The 15,915-nt window shown below is 64.1% G+C and carries 12 protein-coding genes and 1 pseudogene; 9 read left to right on the top strand and 4 right to left on the bottom strand.

What is annotated here, in order from left to right; translation table 11 throughout:
• Nucleotides 1–5 precede the first annotated feature (5 nt).
• Nucleotides 6–716, bottom strand: coding sequence for a response regulator transcription factor (locus tag ASD80_RS13355; RefSeq protein WP_056233925.1), 711 nt, complete (start codon nucleotides 714–716; stop codon nucleotides 6–8).
• 246 nt (nucleotides 717–962) lie between these two features.
• Between ASD80_RS13355 and pckA the strand changes: the two genes are divergently transcribed.
• Nucleotides 963–2,555: a phosphoenolpyruvate carboxykinase (ATP) gene (pckA, locus tag ASD80_RS13350; RefSeq protein WP_056233647.1), complete on the top strand. Its 1,593-nt coding sequence runs from the start codon at nucleotides 963–965 to the stop codon at nucleotides 2,553–2,555.
• Between the two features lie 409 nt (nucleotides 2,556–2,964).
• Here pckA and ASD80_RS13345 read toward each other — a convergent pair whose 3' ends face one another.
• Both ASD80_RS13345 and ASD80_RS13340 read right to left on the bottom strand, forming a co-directional pair.
• Entirely contained in the window at nucleotides 2,965–3,837 is an 873-nt protein-coding gene (locus tag ASD80_RS13345) for a cell wall hydrolase (RefSeq protein ID WP_162247362.1), read from the bottom strand.
• Nucleotides 3,838–4,195: 358 nt separating this feature from the next.
• Nucleotides 4,196–4,879, bottom strand: a complete 684-nt coding sequence (locus ASD80_RS13340; RefSeq protein WP_056233643.1) for an HAD family hydrolase — start codon at nucleotides 4,877–4,879, stop codon at nucleotides 4,196–4,198.
• A 319-nt stretch (nucleotides 4,880–5,198) separates the two neighbouring features.
• Between ASD80_RS13340 and ASD80_RS13335 the strand changes: the two genes are divergently transcribed.
• Both ASD80_RS13335 and ASD80_RS13330 read left to right on the top strand, forming a co-directional pair.
• Complete coding sequence (locus ASD80_RS13335; RefSeq protein WP_056233641.1) at nucleotides 5,199–6,608, top strand: protein adenylyltransferase SelO; 1,410 nt, start codon at nucleotides 5,199–5,201, stop codon at nucleotides 6,606–6,608.
• Nucleotides 6,609–6,618: 10 nt separating this feature from the next.
• Nucleotides 6,619–7,173 (top strand): gamma carbonic anhydrase family protein, encoded by a 555-nt coding sequence (locus ASD80_RS13330; RefSeq protein ID WP_056233639.1) that lies wholly within the window; start codon nucleotides 6,619–6,621, stop codon nucleotides 7,171–7,173.
• Between the two features lie 137 nt (nucleotides 7,174–7,310).
• Here the strand turns inward: ASD80_RS13330 and ASD80_RS13325 are convergent, their stop codons facing one another.
• Nucleotides 7,311–8,723: a helix-turn-helix domain-containing protein gene (locus ASD80_RS13325; RefSeq protein ID WP_056233636.1), complete on the bottom strand. Its 1,413-nt coding sequence runs from the start codon at nucleotides 8,721–8,723 to the stop codon at nucleotides 7,311–7,313.
• A 119-nt stretch (nucleotides 8,724–8,842) separates the two neighbouring features.
• On the opposite strand from ASD80_RS13325, the gene ASD80_RS13320 reads away from it, so the two are divergent.
• From ASD80_RS13320 to ASD80_RS13300, 6 genes and pseudogenes are all read left to right on the top strand, one after another.
• Nucleotides 8,843–10,375 (top strand): acyl-CoA carboxylase subunit beta, encoded by a 1,533-nt coding sequence (locus ASD80_RS13320; RefSeq protein ID WP_056233635.1) that lies wholly within the window; start codon nucleotides 8,843–8,845, stop codon nucleotides 10,373–10,375.
• A gap of 91 nt (nucleotides 10,376–10,466) precedes the next feature.
• Nucleotides 10,467–11,895: pseudogene (locus ASD80_RS13315) on the top strand (acetyl/propionyl/methylcrotonyl-CoA carboxylase subunit alpha); the annotation flags it as partial.
• A complete protein-coding gene (locus ASD80_RS19285) occupies nucleotides 11,895–12,464 on the top strand; it encodes a biotin/lipoyl-containing protein (RefSeq protein ID WP_413813379.1) in 570 nt (189 codons plus the stop codon). The pseudogene ASD80_RS13315 and the gene ASD80_RS19285, both read left to right, overlap by 1 nt.
• Nucleotides 12,464–14,584 carry a methylmalonyl-CoA mutase gene (gene scpA, locus ASD80_RS13310; RefSeq protein ID WP_056233632.1) on the top strand — a complete coding sequence of 707 codons (2,121 nt, stop codon included), beginning with the start codon at nucleotides 12,464–12,466 and terminating at the stop codon, nucleotides 14,582–14,584. The genes ASD80_RS19285 and scpA overlap by 1 nt, the downstream gene beginning before the upstream one ends.
• Before the next feature lie 19 nt (nucleotides 14,585–14,603).
• On the top strand, nucleotides 14,604–15,008 hold the full coding sequence (mce, locus tag ASD80_RS13305) for a methylmalonyl-CoA epimerase (RefSeq protein ID WP_056233630.1): 405 nt from the start codon (nucleotides 14,604–14,606) through the stop codon (nucleotides 15,006–15,008).
• 7 nt (nucleotides 15,009–15,015) lie between these two features.
• Complete coding sequence (locus ASD80_RS13300; RefSeq protein WP_056233628.1) at nucleotides 15,016–15,780, top strand: DeoR/GlpR family DNA-binding transcription regulator; 765 nt, start codon at nucleotides 15,016–15,018, stop codon at nucleotides 15,778–15,780.
• Nucleotides 15,781–15,915 lie beyond the last annotated feature (135 nt).

The following is a 15,915-nucleotide window of genomic DNA, read 5'->3' as shown; positions in this document are numbered from 1 at the left end:
TGTGCTTACTGCTCCTTGAAGCGATAGCCGACGCCATAAAGCGTCTCGATCATCTCGAAGTCGTCGTCGGTCGCCTTGAACTTCTTGCGCAGCCGCTTGATGTGGCTGTCGATGGTGCGATCGTCGACATAGACCTGGTCGTCATAGGCGGCGTCCATCAGCGCATTGCGCGACTTGACCACGCCGGGCCGCAAAGCCAGCGCCTGCAGGATCAAAAATTCGGTGACGGTCAGGGTCACGCGCTGGCCCTTCCAGGTGCAGGTGTGGCGCTCTTCGTCCATCACCAGCGAACCGCGCTCGATCAGCGCCTTGCCGCCCACTTCCTGGGTGCCGGGGGGCGTCGAGGGATCGCGCGGCGCGGCGCGGCGCAGGATGGCCTTGACCCGCTCGACCAGCAGGCGCTGGCTGAACGGCTTGGTGATGAAATCGTCGGCGCCCATCTTGAGGCCGAACAGCTCGTCGATTTCCTCGTCCTTGGAGGTGAGGAAGATCACCGGCACGTCGGATTTCTGCCGCAGGCGGCGCAGCAGTTCCATGCCGTCCATGCGCGGCATCTTGATGTCGAGAATGGCCAGGTCCGGCTTGTCGGTGGTCAGCCCCTCCAGTCCCGAGGCTCCGTCGGTATAGGTGGCGACCTGATACCCCTCGGCCTCCAGCGTCAGGGACACTGAGGTCAGGATATTGCGGTCGTCATCCACCAGGGCGATCTTGGGCATGGTCTGCCTTTCTTGTTCGGACGCTTGCAGGCATGCGGCCATCTTGGCCGTGAACCCTGCTTGCAGGCGACAATTACGCGTTAAATAAGGCGCGGCCAAGGGAAGCACAACGGGTGGTGCGACCTTCCGGCGCGATGCAACTTCCGTCTTAAGACCGATTTCGGGATGGTTGTACGACGAGTTCACCCCGTATTTTCCGCCCCATAGCCGGTGGCGCCATGCTGCCGGGCGACGGAGCACAGCGTAATGACCCTCTTCGACCACGACGCTCTCAGGAGCCAGATTGCCGCACGGGCCGGCTCGGTATCGCTCAACGACATCGCCCCGGTGCTGGTTGCACGCTCGCTGATGGGCGAGGAATCCGAATTGACCGCCGACGGCGCCGTCTCGGTGCGCACCGGCGCCTTTACCGGCCGCTCGCCCAAGGACAAGTTCATCGTGCGCGACGGCCTTACCGAGGACAGCGTCTGGTGGGACAATTCGGGCGCCATGAGCCCCTCCCATTTCGATGTGCTGCTGGGTGATGCGGTGGCGGCCCTGGGTGGGCACGGCGTCTATCGCCAGGACCTCCTTGCCGGTGCCGATCCCCGCCACCAATATGCCGTTACCGTCATGACCCCCAGCGCCTGGCATGCGCTGTTCATCCGCAATCTGCTGATCCGCCCCGGCGAGATGGTCGAGGCCGGGGCCGATCCGACCCAGGTCACCATCGTCCATGCCCCCCATTTCCGGGCCGACCCGGCCCGTCACGGCAGCCGCAGCGATACGGTGATCGCGCTCGACATGAGCCGCAATATCGTGGTCATCGCCGGCACGTCCTATGCCGGCGAAATCAAGAAGAGCGTGTTTTCTCTGTTCAACTTCCACGCCCCGCGCCAGGGCGTTCTGCCGATGCACTGCTCGGCCAACCTCGGCAAGGATGGCGAGGCCGCGCTGTTCTTCGGCCTGTCGGGCACCGGCAAGACCACGCTTTCCAACGATCCGGACCGGCCGCTGATCGGCGATGACGAACACGGCTGGAGCGAAGACGGCGTCTTCAATCTCGAAGGCGGCTGCTACGCCAAGACGGTCAAGCTCAGCGCCAGTGCCGAGCCGGAAATCTTCGCGGCCACCAGACGTTTCGGCACGGTGCTGGAAAATGTCGTCATCGACAGCGGCAAGGTGCCCGATTTCGACGATATCTCGCTCACCGAAAATACCCGCGCCGCCTATCCCATCCATGTGCTGCCGGCCATCGCCAAGGGCAGCGTCGGCGGCACGCCCAAAACCGTGGTGTTCCTCACTGCCGACGCCTTCGGCGTGCTGCCGCCGATTGCCCGGCTTACCCCCGAACAGGCGGTCTACCACTTCCTGTCGGGCTATACCGCCAAGGTGGCCGGCACCGAGCGTGGCGTCACCGAGCCGCAGGCCACGTTCTCGGCCTGCTTCGGCGCGCCGTTCATGCCGCTGCACCCCACTGTCTATGGCGACATGCTGGCCGAAAAGCTGCGCAAGACCGGCGCAGCCACCTGGCTGCTCAATACCGGCTGGACCGGGGGCGGGCATGGCGTGGGCAAGCGCATCGACATCGCCTCGACAAGGCGCCTGCTGACCGCGGCGCTCGATGGGAGCCTCGACACGGCCGAGACGCGGATCGACGAACTGTTCGGCTTTGCCGTGCCGCTCTCGGTTCCGGGCGTCGACACGCGCCTGCTGACCCCGCGCCTCACCTGGGCCGATGCCGAGGCCTATGACAACCAGGCCCTGCATCTGGCCGGCCTGTTCCGCCGCAATTTCGAAAAATTCGGCACCGAAGCCAATGCCGAACCCGGCCCGCGCCTGGCGCAAGCCGCCGAATAACCGTCTCCTCCCGAGACGCCAAGGGCGCCCCACCGGGCGCCCTTTTTTTTTGTGGGGCGGCGATCGCCGATGCGCCGCATTAGGGGCACATCCCGCCCACCCTCGATGTCATCCCGGCCTTGAGCCGGGATCCATCCCGAGGTCAAGCCGCAGCCGCAAGGTGGTTAGGGCTCACCCCCGGGCGCTCGCGAACTCGATAGCCGCTCCACCCACCGGCCGTCATCCTCGGGCTTGACCCGAGGACACTGTACTTGCCGAGTGGCCCGCCAGTGCAGAGCCCTCGGGTCAAGCCCGAGGGTGACGATCGATGGCTAGGGAATGATGTAGCCGTCACGGGGGCCGCTCGCTGCCATCCCACCGCGAGGCACGAGCCATGGCGCCGTTCAGCACGAAACTAAGGAATCCCGCCTCAGTTGGGCGAATAGAAGATATGCGAGCCGATCCGGGCGACGGCATTGTAGGTGTTGGACCAGGACGGGTTCACATTGGTCGTGTGGTAGTAGAGGGCGGAGCCCGGTACGGCGCCCACCTGTTCGCCCAGCGCGAATTCGGCATAGACGTCCTGCGCCAGTGCGGCCGAGCGGGCCCAGGCGCGGCGTTCGCCCGGCGCATCGGTGCGGCCGTCGCAGGCAAAGGTGAACTGGCAGCGGTGGTAGCCCTTGTCGGCATTCTGGTAGACGACGCCGCACAGCGTGGACGGGAACTTGCCGGAACGAGCGCGGTTGACGATGACATTGGCCACCGCGAGCTGGCCCACTTCACTCTCGCCGCGCGCCTCGTGATAGATGGCCTGGGCCAGGCAGTCGCGTTCGGCATTGGCGTGTTGGAGACGCTGCGCCAGCGGCTGGTAGCCGGTTTCGACATAGGCGGCGAGCGAATGCGGGTTGAGCGCCGGCTCGGGGTTGGAGACCGGGCTGGTGAAGCTGGCAATGGCGGAGACGGCGCTGTTGCCGCCGATCGAGCCGCGGGCAATGTAGCCCATCAGCACGTCGGAGGTGAGTTCACCCCCCACTTCGTTGCCGAGCACGTCGATGGCCCGCAGCGCCTGCTGGCGCGCCACATAATTGGCGAGCAAAGCGGGCGTCAGCTTCTGCTGGCCAGGAGCCAGCGGTACGGCCGTCGGGCCGATGGCCGGCTGGGCGCGCAGGGCAATGAGATCGGCCGGCACCGGCAGCGGGGTTACATCGGCAACGCGGATGGTTTCGGCATGGGCAGGTGCGAGCGTAACGAAGAGCACGAGCGCGACAGCGCCCAGGGCAAGCACATGCGAAATCGCACGCACAGCAATCTTCTGCCAGCTCTGCCCCAATGCCCCGTCCTTACCCCTGAGCCCGTCCAGCCATATCCGGCGGGCCTTCGTTTTGCCGGGGGCCGTCATTGCGGTCCCAGGTCACTTCCCGGCCGGCACCCTATCCAAGGTCACCGGGCGATGGAAGCCGAAATTTACGGCTGGTTAACTATGCCGGTTAGCTTCTTAAGTTAGGGTTAACCGAGGGGACGGCGAATGAAAACCCTGTAAATTGAAGCACTTGCCCCTTGGTGAAGGAGGCCTTTCGGGGATAGATAAAAGTTTACGAAGCAAGGCCGGCGCGCTGCGCTTTGCTGTGGAGATGTGGCCGGGATACCGCGGTCCCTTCGCCTCAGCTTTTGTGGAACGCCGCCAGCCGCACATGGTCGAGGCTTTCCATCACCGCAATGCCCAGGGCGCGGATGGCGTCGTCGGGGCGCACCAGGTCGGGCACCATGACGGTCTGCATGCCGGCGGCATGAGCGGCGCGCACGCCCGAATGGCTGTCTTCGAGCGCCAGGCAGGCCAGCGGATCGACGCCCAGCCGCCGCGCCGCCGTCAGGTAGGGCTCGGGATGGGGCTTGGGATTGACCACGTCGTCGCGCGTCACCACCGTCTCGAACAGGTCGAGCAGGCCCGCCGCGCCCAGGTGATGGGTGGCATGGGGATTGCGCGACGAGGTCGCCACCGCTGTCGGAATGCCGCGCGCGCGCAGCTCGCCGATGAATTCCCGGGCGCCGGGCTTGACCGGCACGCCGGCATGGCTGCGCTCGCGCATGATCACCCGGCAGCGCTCGTCGAACAGGGTATAGGGAAAGGTCACGCCATAGGCTTCGATCAGCAACTGGCTAGTCCGCTCATGGCTGGAGCCGACCATGGACATATGCACCGCGTCGGTCATGGCAAAGCCAAGCTCGGTGCAGACCTCGAAAACGATGGTCTTGAAGACGCTTTCAGTGTCGAGCAGAGTGCCGTCCATATCGAAGATGACGGCCTGGAACGGCGCGAGGCGCAGGATGTCGCTGTGGGATTTCATCTCGCTCGATATAGGGCGATTTGCGCTTGTGCGCTAGGCGGGCAGCGAAAGGCTGGGTTGCGCAGCGGCCTCATCCATCCTTGGCAGCCTTACCCCATCGCCTTCTTCGCCTCTCTCCCCCTTGAGGGGAGGGTAGCGGCGCCCGGCCCGCAGGGCCGTAGCAGAGCTGGGGAGGGGGTGGTTCTGTGGGTGACTGAAGGACCCCCGCCCTCATTCCCTCCCCTCAAGGGGGAGGGAGGCGATGAACACGGACACCGCAACCTGAACATTCCCCGGCGGTTATTTCCACCGCATTGGAAATTGCTCTAGCATCACCGCCATGTCAGCCTTCCAGCCTGCCCGCAGCCACGAAAGCTTGGGCGACGCCTTCTTCGATCGCGTCGTGCCGGCCGATTTCCCCAAAACCATATTGCGCCACCGTGACCAGCGCTGGGCCGCCCGCATGGGGCTGGCCGATCTCGGTGACGAGCAATGGCTCGCCCATTTCGGCCGCTTTACGCCCCTGCCCGGCTCGCTGCCCCAGCCGCTGGCGCTGCGCTATCACGGCCACCAGTTCCGCAGCTACAATGCCGATCTCGGCGACGGCCGCGGCTTCCTTTTCGCCCAGGGCTATGACCTGTCAGATGGGCGCCTGATGGATTTCGGCACCAAGGGCGGCGGCAAGACGCCGTGGTCGCGTGGCGGGGACGGCAGGCTGACGCTCAAGGGCGGCGTGCGCGAAGTGCTGGCCACCGAAATGCTCGAAGCGCTGGGCGTCTATACGTCCAAGAGTTTTTCGCTGATCGAAACCGGCGAAGAACTGTATCGCGGCGACGAGCCTTCGCCCGCAAGATCGTCGGTGCTGGTCCGGCTCAGCCACAGCCATATCCGCATCGGCACCTTCCAGCGCCTGGCCTATCTCGAAGACAATGAAGGGCTCGCCCAACTGCTCGATTATGCCATCGCCAATTACTATCCTGGTCTGGCCGAGGCGCCCGACAAACCGGCTGCCTTCCTCGAAGCGGTGGTCGCCAAGGTCGCGCGGCTCGGGGCGCAATGGATCGCCGCCGGGTTCGTGCATGGCGTGCTCAATACCGACAATATCAATATTACCGGCGAGAGCTTCGACTACGGCCCCTGGCGGTTCATCCCGACCTACGACCCGGATTTCACCGCCGCCTATTTCGATGAAACCGGCCTCTACAGCTTCGGCCGCCAGCCCGATACCCTGGCCTGGAACCTCACCCGCCTCGCCGAATGCCTCCTGCCCCTCTCCAGCATCGAAAAGCTGGAGCCGGCGCTTAACACCGTCTGGCCCGCCTTCCGTACCGAACTGCCCCGCCAGGTGCTGGCTCGCCTCGGCCTCAAGCCGCGCGATACCGAAAGCGACGGCGCCTTCGTCACCGAGCTGTTCGGCTTCCTCGCCGCCAGCAAGGCGCCCTATGAACAATTCTTCTTCGATTGGCGCGGCGGCGCGCTCAGCGCCGAACGCGCCGCAGGCAGTCCCTCGGCCGGGTTCTATGCCAGCGAAGCCTTCCGCCCCATTGCCGATGCGCTGGAGCGGTACGAACCGGCGGCAGGCGTCAACCTCGATCGCCCCTATTTTGCGCGGGAAACGCCGCGCACCATGCTGATCGAGGAGATGGAGGCGATCTGGGCACCCATCGCCGAAGCCGATGATTGGGGCCTGTTCGAAAGTACGCTGGCGGAAATCGCCGAGATGCGCGATGCCTATGGCATCATTCCCTGAGGAGGCCCCCATGCCCATCTACGCCCTTGACGGCATCGTCCCGCAGATCGACCCCGATATCGGCTGGATCGCCCCAAGCGCCGTGCTGGTCGGCGATATCGTGGTCGGCGCCGAGGCCGGCATCTGGTTCGGCGTGGTCGCCCGTGGCGATATAGAGCGGATTACCATCGGCGCCCGCTCCAATGTGCAGGAAAACACGGTGCTGCACACCGACAAGGACTATCCCCTGACCATCGGGGAAAACTGCACGATCGGTCATTCGGCCATCGTCCATGGCTGCACCATCGGCGACAATACGCTGATCGGCATGGGTGCCACCGTGCTCAACGGCGCCAAAATCGGCAAGAACTGCCTGATCGGCGCCAATGCCCTCATCACCGAAAACAAGGTGATCCCCGACAATTCCATGGTCGTCGGCGCGCCGGGCAAGGTCATCCGCGAGATCGACGAAGCGGGCGTCAGGAACCTGGCGGCCTCGGCCGACCGCTACGTGAAAAACGCCAGGCGCTTCGCTGCCGGCATGGTGGAGGTCGGCACCAGACCCGGCGATTTCGATCCGGCGTGATGATCGGCCACCGAATTTCGCCGCCTGCCCTCCCTCCCCCTTGAGGGGAGGGTAGCGTCGCTCGGCCCGCAGGGCCGTAGCAGAGCTGGGGAGGGGGTCATCCTATGGGGCACCCAAACGCCCCCGACTGAGACACCTCACCCGATCTCATACGGCACAATGCTGCGTCGATCGGCCGGCACGCTGATCGCTGATGCCAGCGGCGGCACCGAGCGTTGCGGACAGTTCCGCCGCTCGCAGATGCGGCAGGAAATGCCGATCGGATCGAACGCCGCCCGCGTCGGATCGATATCGGCGCCATAAACGGTGCGCCCGGCATGGCTCACTTCACAACCCAGGGCATAGGCATAGCGTCTGACGGTGCCGTGATAGCCGCCCGAGCGCTTTTCGGATGACCAGGCGAGGCACAGATAGCGGTTACCGTCAGGCGTCTCAGCCAGTTGCCTGATGATCTCTCCCCGACCCTCGAAGGCGCGATGCACATTCCACAGCGGACAAGCCCCGCCGAAGCGGGCGAATTGCAGGGCCGTGGCCGAATGGCGCTTGGTGATCGTCCCCGCCGCATCCACCCGCGCGAAGAAAAACGGCACACCCCGCTCGCGGGGTCGCTGCATGGTCGACAAGCGATGGGCCACCTGTTCCAGGCTGGCACCGAACAGATGCGCCAATTCCTCGATATCATAGCGATGCGCCTCGGCCGCCCCCAGGAAAGCGCCATAGGGCATCTGCAGGGCGCCGGCGAAATAGTTGGCCAGCCCCATGCGGGCAATGTCGCACGCCTCCACTGTCTTGAAGCTGGCGCCGTCGAGCAACTGCCCCAGCAAGGTCGCCTGCTCCAGCCCGGCCAGGGTCACCGCGATCTGGAAGAACTGCGTCGACGGATCGAGCCGGCTGTTGACCAGCAGGTCCCTGTTGGCGCGGTCGAACTGGGTGATGGTATCGCCGGCCAGCGGTTGAGTCAGCGTCACCTTGATATTGTGCATCTCGGCGCAATAGGTGATGAGCCGCCGCAGCCGATCCGGCCCGAATTCACCCAGTTCCGTCGCCAGCGCCTCGGCCGCCCGGTCGAGCGGGTCGATATAGTTGTCGGCATAGTGGAAAAAGTCGCGCACTTCCTCATAGGCCGTCTGCATCGACGATTGCGGATCGCGCGTCAGCGCCGCATCCACCCCGGCCAGCCGCTCATTGGTTTTCCGATAGCTCTCGTAGAGCTGCAGCATGGCCCGCGCCATATCAGGGGCATTGGTGGCGACGGTCTTGAGTTCCTGCAGGTTCGGCACCGCCTCGCCGAAGACCGGATCGGCCAGCGCCTCGCGCAGATCGGCCACCAGCCGGTCGGACGCGTCGGTCATCAGCTCGCTGAGATCGAGATTGAACCCGTCGGCCAAAGCCAGCATCACCGAGGCGGTCAGCGGCCGCTGGTTGGATTCGAGTTGGTTGACATAGGAGGCCGAAATATCGAGCCGCGTTGCCAGCTCGCTCTGCGTCAGCCTGTGCTGGCTGCGCAAAGCCCGCAATCGCGCCCCGGCAAAGACCTTGCGTGCCGCCATCTTCACAAATCCACAAAATCACAAAACTAATCTTGTGTGACTGTAACACGCTTGCCCTTTCCCGTCTTGGGCAAGATGGCGCAAAGCGCTAGTCTGCTGCCTGATAACAGGGTGCGAGCATGCAGAAAATCATCGGCGAACTGGAAGAAAAGCGCATGCAAGCTCGCCTCGGCGGCGGGCAAAGACGCATCGATACCCAGCATGGCAAGGGCAAGCTCACCGCCCGCGAACGGCTCGATGTCCTGCTCGATCCCGGCTCATTCGAAGAATACGACATGTTCGTCACCCATCGGGCGACCGATTTCAACATGGCCGATACCATCATTCCCGGTGATGGCGTGGTCACCGGCTGGGGCACGATCGAGGGAAGGATGGTCTATGTGTTCAGCCAGGATTTCACCGTCTTCGGCGGCTCGCTCTCGGAAACCCATGCCAAGAAAATCTGCAAGATCATGGACTTGGCGCTACAGAATGGCGCCCCGGTCATTGGCCTCAATGACAGCGGCGGCGCCCGCATCCAGGAGGGCGTAGCGTCACTGGGCGGCTATGCCGACGTGTTCTGGCGCAACGTGCAGGCCTCCGGCGCGGTGCCACAAATCTCGGTCATCATGGGCCCCTGTGCCGGCGGCGCGGTTTATTCCCCCGCCATGACCGACTTCATCTACATGGTCAAGGACACGAGCTACATGTTCGTCACCGGCCCGGACGTGGTGAAGACCGTCACCAACGAAACGGTGACGCAGGAAGAACTCGGCGGCGCCTCGACCCATACGAAAATTTCCTCGGTGGCCGACGCCGCCTTCGACAACGACATCGAAACCCTGCTCGAAGTCCGCCGCCTGTTCGCCTATCTGCCCCTCGCCGCCGGCCAGAAGCCCCCGCGTCTCACCACCCATGACCCGGTGGACCGGCGCGACGACAGCCTCGACACCATCATCCCCGACAGCGCCAACAAGCCCTACGATATGCGCGAGGTGATCGAAAAGGTCGCCGACGAGGGCGAATTCCTGCAAATCCAGCAGGACCATGCCGGCAATATTCTCTGCGGTTTCATCAGGCTCGACGGCCACACGGTCGGCATCGTCGCCAACCAGCCTTTGGTGCTGGCCGGATGCCTCGACATCAACGCCTCCAAAAAAGCCGCCCGCTTCATCCGCTTCTGCGACAGCTTTGAAATCCCCATCCTGACCTTCGTGGACGTGCCCGGCTTCCTGCCCGGCGTCGCGCAGGAATATGGCGGCATCATCAAGCATGGTGCCAAGCTGCTCTTCGCCTATGCCGAGGCCACCGTGCCACTGGTCACCGTCATCACCCGCAAGGCCTATGGCGGCGCCTATGACGTGATGGCCTCCAAGCACATCAAGGCCGACGTGAATTACGCCTGGCCGTCAGCCGAAATCGCCGTCATGGGCGCCAAGGGCGCGACCGAAATCCTCTACCGGTCCGAACTGGGCGACAAGGACAAGATCGCCCAGCGCACCGCCGATTACGAAGCCCGCTTCGCCAACCCCTTCGTCGCCGCCGAGCGCGGCTTCATCGACGACGTCATCATGCCGCATGGGACGAGAAGGCGGGTGATCCGGGCTTTTTCGACATTGCGGCACAAGACGCACAGCATGCCGAAGAAGAAGCACGACAATATTCCGCTGTGAGGTTGGACATGCACGGAGCGGACTCCCTCCCCCTCGCGGGGAGGGTTGGGGTGGGGGGCGACACACGTTCGAAATCTGATGAGGACCACGAATGACCATCACCAAACTCCTCATCGCCAATCGCGGTGAAATCGCCTGCCGAGTCATCAAGACGGCGCAGAAGATGGGCATTGCCACGGTCGCGGTCTATTCCGATGCCGACCGGGAGGCCCTGCATGTCCGCATGGCCGACGAGGCCGTGCATATCGGGCCGTCGCCCGCCAAGGACAGCTATCTCCAGATCGACAAGATCATCGCCGCCTGCAAGCAGACCGGCGCGCAGGCCGTGCATCCCGGCTATGGCTTCCTGTCGGAAAATCCGAAATTCGCCGAGGCGCTGGACGCCGCCGGCATCATCTTCGTCGGCCCGCCGGTCAAAGCCATCGAGGCGATGGGCGACAAGATCGCCTCCAAGAAGATCGCCGCCGAGGCCGGCGTCTCCACCGTGCCCGGCCATATGGGGCTGATCGATGACGCCGAGCACGCCGTCACCATCGCGCGGTCCATCGGCTATCCCGTCATGATCAAGGCCTCGGCCGGTGGCGGCGGCAAGGGCATGCGCATTGCCCATAGTGATGCCGAGGCGCGCGAGGGCTTCGAGCGCTCCAAATCCGAGGCGGCATCATCGTTTGGCGACGACCGCATCTTCATCGAGAAATTCGTCACCGAACCGCGCCATATCGAAATCCAGCTCATCGCCGACGCGCATGGCAACGCGCTCTATCTCAACGAGCGCGAATGCTCCATCCAGCGGCGCAACCAGAAGGTCATCGAGGAAGCGCCCTCGCCCTTCCTCGATGACGCCACGCGCCAGGCCATGGGCGAGCAGTCCGTCGCTTTGGCCAAGGCGGTGGGCTATCAGAGCGCCGGCACGGTGGAATTCATCGTCGACAAGGATCGCAATTTCTACTTCCTCGAAATGAATACGCGGCTGCAAGTCGAACATCCGGTGACCGAACTGATCACCGGCCTCGACCTGGTGGAGCTGATGCTGCGCGTCGCCAATGGCGAAAAGCTGCCGCTGACTCAGGGTCAGGTGCAGCGCAATGGCTGGGCTATCGAAAGCCGGCTCTATGCCGAAGACCCCTATCGCAATTTCCTGCCGTCCACCGGAAGGCTCACCCGCTACAGGCCACCGGCGGAAACCGACACCGTGCGCAACGATACCGGCGTGTTCGAGGGTGGCGAGATTTCCACCTTCTACGACCCGATGATCGCCAAGCTCTGCACCTGGGCGCCGACTCGCATCGCGGCCGTGGACGCGATGGCGGCGGCGCTCGACAGTTTCGAGGTGGAAGGCGTGGGCAATAACCTGCCGTTCCTGTCGACGGTGATGGGGCAGGAGCGCTTCCGCGCAGGGCGGCTTACGACGGGCTATATTGCCGAGGAATTTCCCGACGGGTTCCGCAACCCTGTTCCCGATGAAACGCAGCGTATGAAAATCATCGCTGCCGCAGCCATTATCCGACTCAAGGCCGGTATGCGGCACGGTAACCTCGACCGCGCTCCCTACCTTGATGAGGATTACGGCCAATACGACGTCATCTTCAATGACGAGCAGGAGAAAGTTTCCATCGAAGTTTATGGCGAAGGCTATGAACTCGCCATCGGCAACGATCATTGCCCCCAAGTCGAGCACTTCGATTGGCAGTTCGGCGACACCGTGGCGTCGATGCAGATCAAGGGTTATGGCCGGGACCGGCTCAAGGTCTACCCAACGACGATGGGATGCCGCATCAAATTGGGCGGCGTCGATATCGACGCCAAGGTTCTGCCTTGGCATATCGCCGATCTTTGGCATCACATGCCGGTGAAAGTCCCGCCCGACATGAGCCGCTTCCTGCTCTGCCCCATGCCGGGCCAGGTCGTGCGCGTCGATGTGGCCGAAGGCGATATCGTCGAGGACGGCCAGACCCTGGCCATTGTCGAGGCCATGAAGATGGAAAACGTGCTCAAGGCCGAAAAGCGGGCGCGGGTCGGCAAGGTCCATGTCGTGCCCGGCGCCGTGCTGGCGGTAGACCAGGTCATGATCGAATTCGAGGCGGTGTGATGAGCCAGACGCCCAATTTCGCCCACTGGGCCGCCCTGGCCCAGAAGGAACTCCGTGACACCCCGCTCGCGTCCCTCGACCGCGACTATGGCGGCATTCCGGTCAAGCCGGTCTATCTCGGGCCCGATGCCGAAATTCCCGGCGTCGAACCCTTCACCCGTGGCGTGCGTGCCACCATGTATGCCAACCGCCCCTGGACCATCCGCCAATATGCCGGCTTCTCCACCGCCCGCGAATCCAATGCCTTCTACCGCCAAGCGCTGGAGAAGGGGCAGAAGGGGCTCTCGGTCGCCTTCGACCTGGCCACCCATCGCGGCTATGACAGCGACCATCCGCGCGTGGTCGGCGATGTCGGCAAGGCGGGCGTTGCCATCGACAGTGTCGAGGACATGAAAATCCTCTTCGACGGCATTCCGCTCGATCAGATGAGCGTCTCCATGACCATGAATGGCGCGGTTATCCCGGTGCTGGCCATGTTCATCGTTGCGGCCGAAGAGCAGGGCGTGAAGCAGGCCCAGCTCGACGGGACCATCCAGAACGACATCCTCAAGGAGTTCATGGTCCGCAATACCTATATCTATCCGCCCGAGCCCAGCATGCGCATCGTCGGCGATATCATCGCCCATACGGCGCGGCACATGCCCAAATTCAACTCGATCTCGATTTCCGGCTATCATATGCACGAAGCCGGGGCGACGGCGGTGCAGGAGCTGGCCTATACGCTGGCCGACGGCATGGAATATGTCCGCGCCGCCCAGGCGCGCGGACTCGATATTGACGCCTTTGCCGGGCGGCTGAGCTTCTTTTTCGGCATCGGCATGAACTTCTTCCTCGAAGTCGCCAAGCTGCGCGCCGCGCGCCAGCTTTGGAGCGAGATCATGACCGGGCTGGGCGCCAAGGATGCCCGCTCCAAGATGCTGCGCACCCATTGCCAGACTTCGGGCGTGTCCCTCACCGAGCAGGACCCGCACAACAATATCGTGCGCACCACGATCGAGGCGCTGGCCGCGACATTGGGCGGCACGCAGTCGCTGCATACCAACAGCTTCGACGAAGCCATCGCCCTGCCCACCGAGTTTTCCAGCCGCATCGCCCGCAATACCCAGCTTATCCTGCAGCATGAATCGCGCATCACCGACGTCGTCGATCCACTGGGCGGCTCCTATTATGTCGAGGCTTTGACCAGCCAGCTGGTCGCAGAGGCGAAACGACTGATCGGCGAGGCCGAAATGGCCGGCGGCATGACCCAGGCAGTGCAGTCCGGCGGCCCCAAGCTCGAAATCGAAAAGGCCGCCGCCCTGCGCCAGGCCCGCGTCGACCGCGGCGAGGATGTCATTGTCGGCGTCAATCGCTACCGGCTCGACGTGGAAGATGCCATCGACGTGCGCGAGATCGACAATGCCAAGGTGCGCGCCGAACAGGTGGCGCTGCTGGGCAAAGTCCGCGCCAGTCGCGACGAAAGCAAGTGCCAGTCGATGCTGGCGGCCTTGCGCGAATATGCGGCCAAGGACGAGGGGAACCTCCTCGAAGCAGCCATCGAAGCGGCCCGCGCCCGCGCCACTCTGGGCGAAATTTCCGCCGCCATGGAAGACGTGTTCGGCCGCCACTCGGCCGTGACCCGCGTCATTTCAGGCGTCTATGCCGGCGGCTATGGCGACGATCCCGAACTCGCCGCCATTTCCGCCCGCATCGACAGCTTCAAGGCGGCGCGCGGCCGCGCACCCTCCATCTTCATCGCCAAGATGGGGCAGGATGGGCATGATCGCGGCGCCAAGGTCATCGCCTCGGCCTTTGCCGATCTCGGCTTTGCCGTGCATATGGGCGACCTGTTCGAAACCGCGCCTGAAGTCGCCGCCCATGTTGACGAGCTCAGGGTCGATGCCGTCGGCGTCTCCTCGCTGGCCGCAGGGCACAAGACGCTGGTGCCCGAGCTGATCGCGGCGCTGAAGGATCGGGAACTGGGCGAGGTCACCGTTATCGTCGGCGGCGTCATTCCCGAGCAGGATTACGACTTCCTGTTCGATTGCGGCGTGGCCGGCATTTTCGGCCCGGGGACCAATGTGCTGAGCGCGGCGTTTTCAGTGCTGAATGAGATCGAGGGAAGGCTGAGCAATCGATGACGAAGCAAAGAGCCCCCTCATGATCGGCCGCCTCAACCACATCGCCATCGCCGTCCCCGACCTCGCCGCGGCATCGGCGAAATACCGCGATCTGCTCGGCGCCCATGTCGGCCAGCCCCAGGCTCTGCCCGAACACGGCGTCACCGTGGTCTTCATCGACACCGGCAATACCAAGGTGGAACTGCTCGAGCCGCTGGGCGAGCGCTCTCCCATCGCCGCCTTCCTCGACAAGAACCCCTCCGGCGGCATGCACCATGTCTGCTTCGAGGTGCCCGATATCCTGGCGGCTGCCGCCAGTCTCAAGTCCGGCGGCGCCCGTGTGCTGGGGGACGGTACCCCCAGCACGGGTGCCCATGGCCGGCTGGTGCTGTTTTTGCATCCGAAAGATTTCGATGGCACGCTGATCGAACTCGAAGAGGTTTGATCTGCCCATGAGCGACACTACCGAACGGCACCAGGCCATTCTCGAACTGGCTCGCGTCGAAAATCGCGTTACCGTCGAGGCGCTGGCCAGCCATTTCGGCGTTTCGGTGCAGACCATCCGCAAGGATCTCAACCAGCTCTGCGACCAGCGGCTGCTGAGCCGCGTGCATGGCGGCGCCACCATGCCGTCGGGCGTGGAAAACCTCGAATACGAAGCGCGCCGCCGCATCGCCGCCGAGGCCAAGGACGCCATCGGGCGGGCCGCCGCGGCGCTCATTCCCAACGATGCCTCGCTCTCCATCAATATCGGCACCACGACCGAAGCGGTCAGCCAGGCGCTGCTCGATCATGCCGGCCTTTTGGTCGTCACCAACAATATCAACGTCGCCAACCGCATGCGGGTCTATCCGCGTTTCGAGGTGGTGATTGCCGGCGGCGTGGTGCGCCCCTCCGATGGCGGCATTGTCGGCGAGGCGGCTGCTGGGTTCTTCAGCCAGTTCAAGGTCGACTATGCCATTGTCGGCGCCTCGGCGCTGGACGAGGAAGGCGCGCTGCTCGACTATGACTATCGCGAGGTCAAGGTGGCGCAGGCCATCATCGCCAATGCCCGCCATGTGATCCTGGTGGCCGACCAGGGCAAGTTCGCCCGCTCGGCCCCGGTGCGCATTGCCCGCATCGACCAGATCGACACCTTCGTCACCGACCATTGCACCTCGGAGCGCTTCCGGGCGCAGTGCGAAGCGGCGGGTGTTGCGCTCGTCGAAGCGCGGTGAACCCGGCAGCGTTAGCCCGGCGCTAACCACGCGATCAGTTCGCCGGACGGATAAGCCAAACATAAACTCTGCGGGGTCCAGGGTAATTGCTCGCTGGCCAGAAGGCCGGCAAGTGGATGGCGGGCCTTGAGTTCA

This window comes from Devosia sp. Root635 (assembly GCF_001427605.1).
Classification (GTDB): Bacteria; Pseudomonadota; Alphaproteobacteria; order Rhizobiales; family Devosiaceae; genus Devosia.
This window is presented reverse-complemented; position numbering and strand designations above follow the sequence as displayed.

Bases quoted from the DNA above. Each gene is read 5' to 3' on its own strand.
- ASD80_RS13355 (WP_056233925.1), bottom strand. From the start codon at position 716: ATGCCCAAGATCGCCCTGGTGGATGACGACCGCAATATCCTGACCTCA.
- pckA (WP_056233647.1), top strand. From the start codon at position 963: ATGACCCTCTTCGACCACGACGCTCTCAGGAGCCAGATTGCCGCACGG.
- ASD80_RS13340 (WP_056233643.1), bottom strand. From the start codon at position 4,879: ATGAAATCCCACAGCGACATCCTGCGCCTCGCGCCGTTCCAGGCCGTC.
- ASD80_RS13335 (WP_056233641.1), top strand. From the start codon at position 5,199: ATGTCAGCCTTCCAGCCTGCCCGCAGCCACGAAAGCTTGGGCGACGCC.
- ASD80_RS13330 (WP_056233639.1), top strand. From the start codon at position 6,619: ATGCCCATCTACGCCCTTGACGGCATCGTCCCGCAGATCGACCCCGAT.
- ASD80_RS13325 (WP_056233636.1), bottom strand. From the start codon at position 8,723: ATGGCGGCACGCAAGGTCTTTGCCGGGGCGCGATTGCGGGCTTTGCGC.
- ASD80_RS13320 (WP_056233635.1), top strand. From the start codon at position 8,843: ATGCAGAAAATCATCGGCGAACTGGAAGAAAAGCGCATGCAAGCTCGC.
- ASD80_RS19285 (WP_413813379.1), top strand. From the start codon at position 11,895: ATGCGGCACGGTAACCTCGACCGCGCTCCCTACCTTGATGAGGATTAC.
- scpA (WP_056233632.1), top strand. From the start codon at position 12,464: ATGAGCCAGACGCCCAATTTCGCCCACTGGGCCGCCCTGGCCCAGAAG.
- mce (WP_056233630.1), top strand. From the start codon at position 14,604: ATGATCGGCCGCCTCAACCACATCGCCATCGCCGTCCCCGACCTCGCC.
- ASD80_RS13300 (WP_056233628.1), top strand. From the start codon at position 15,016: ATGAGCGACACTACCGAACGGCACCAGGCCATTCTCGAACTGGCTCGC.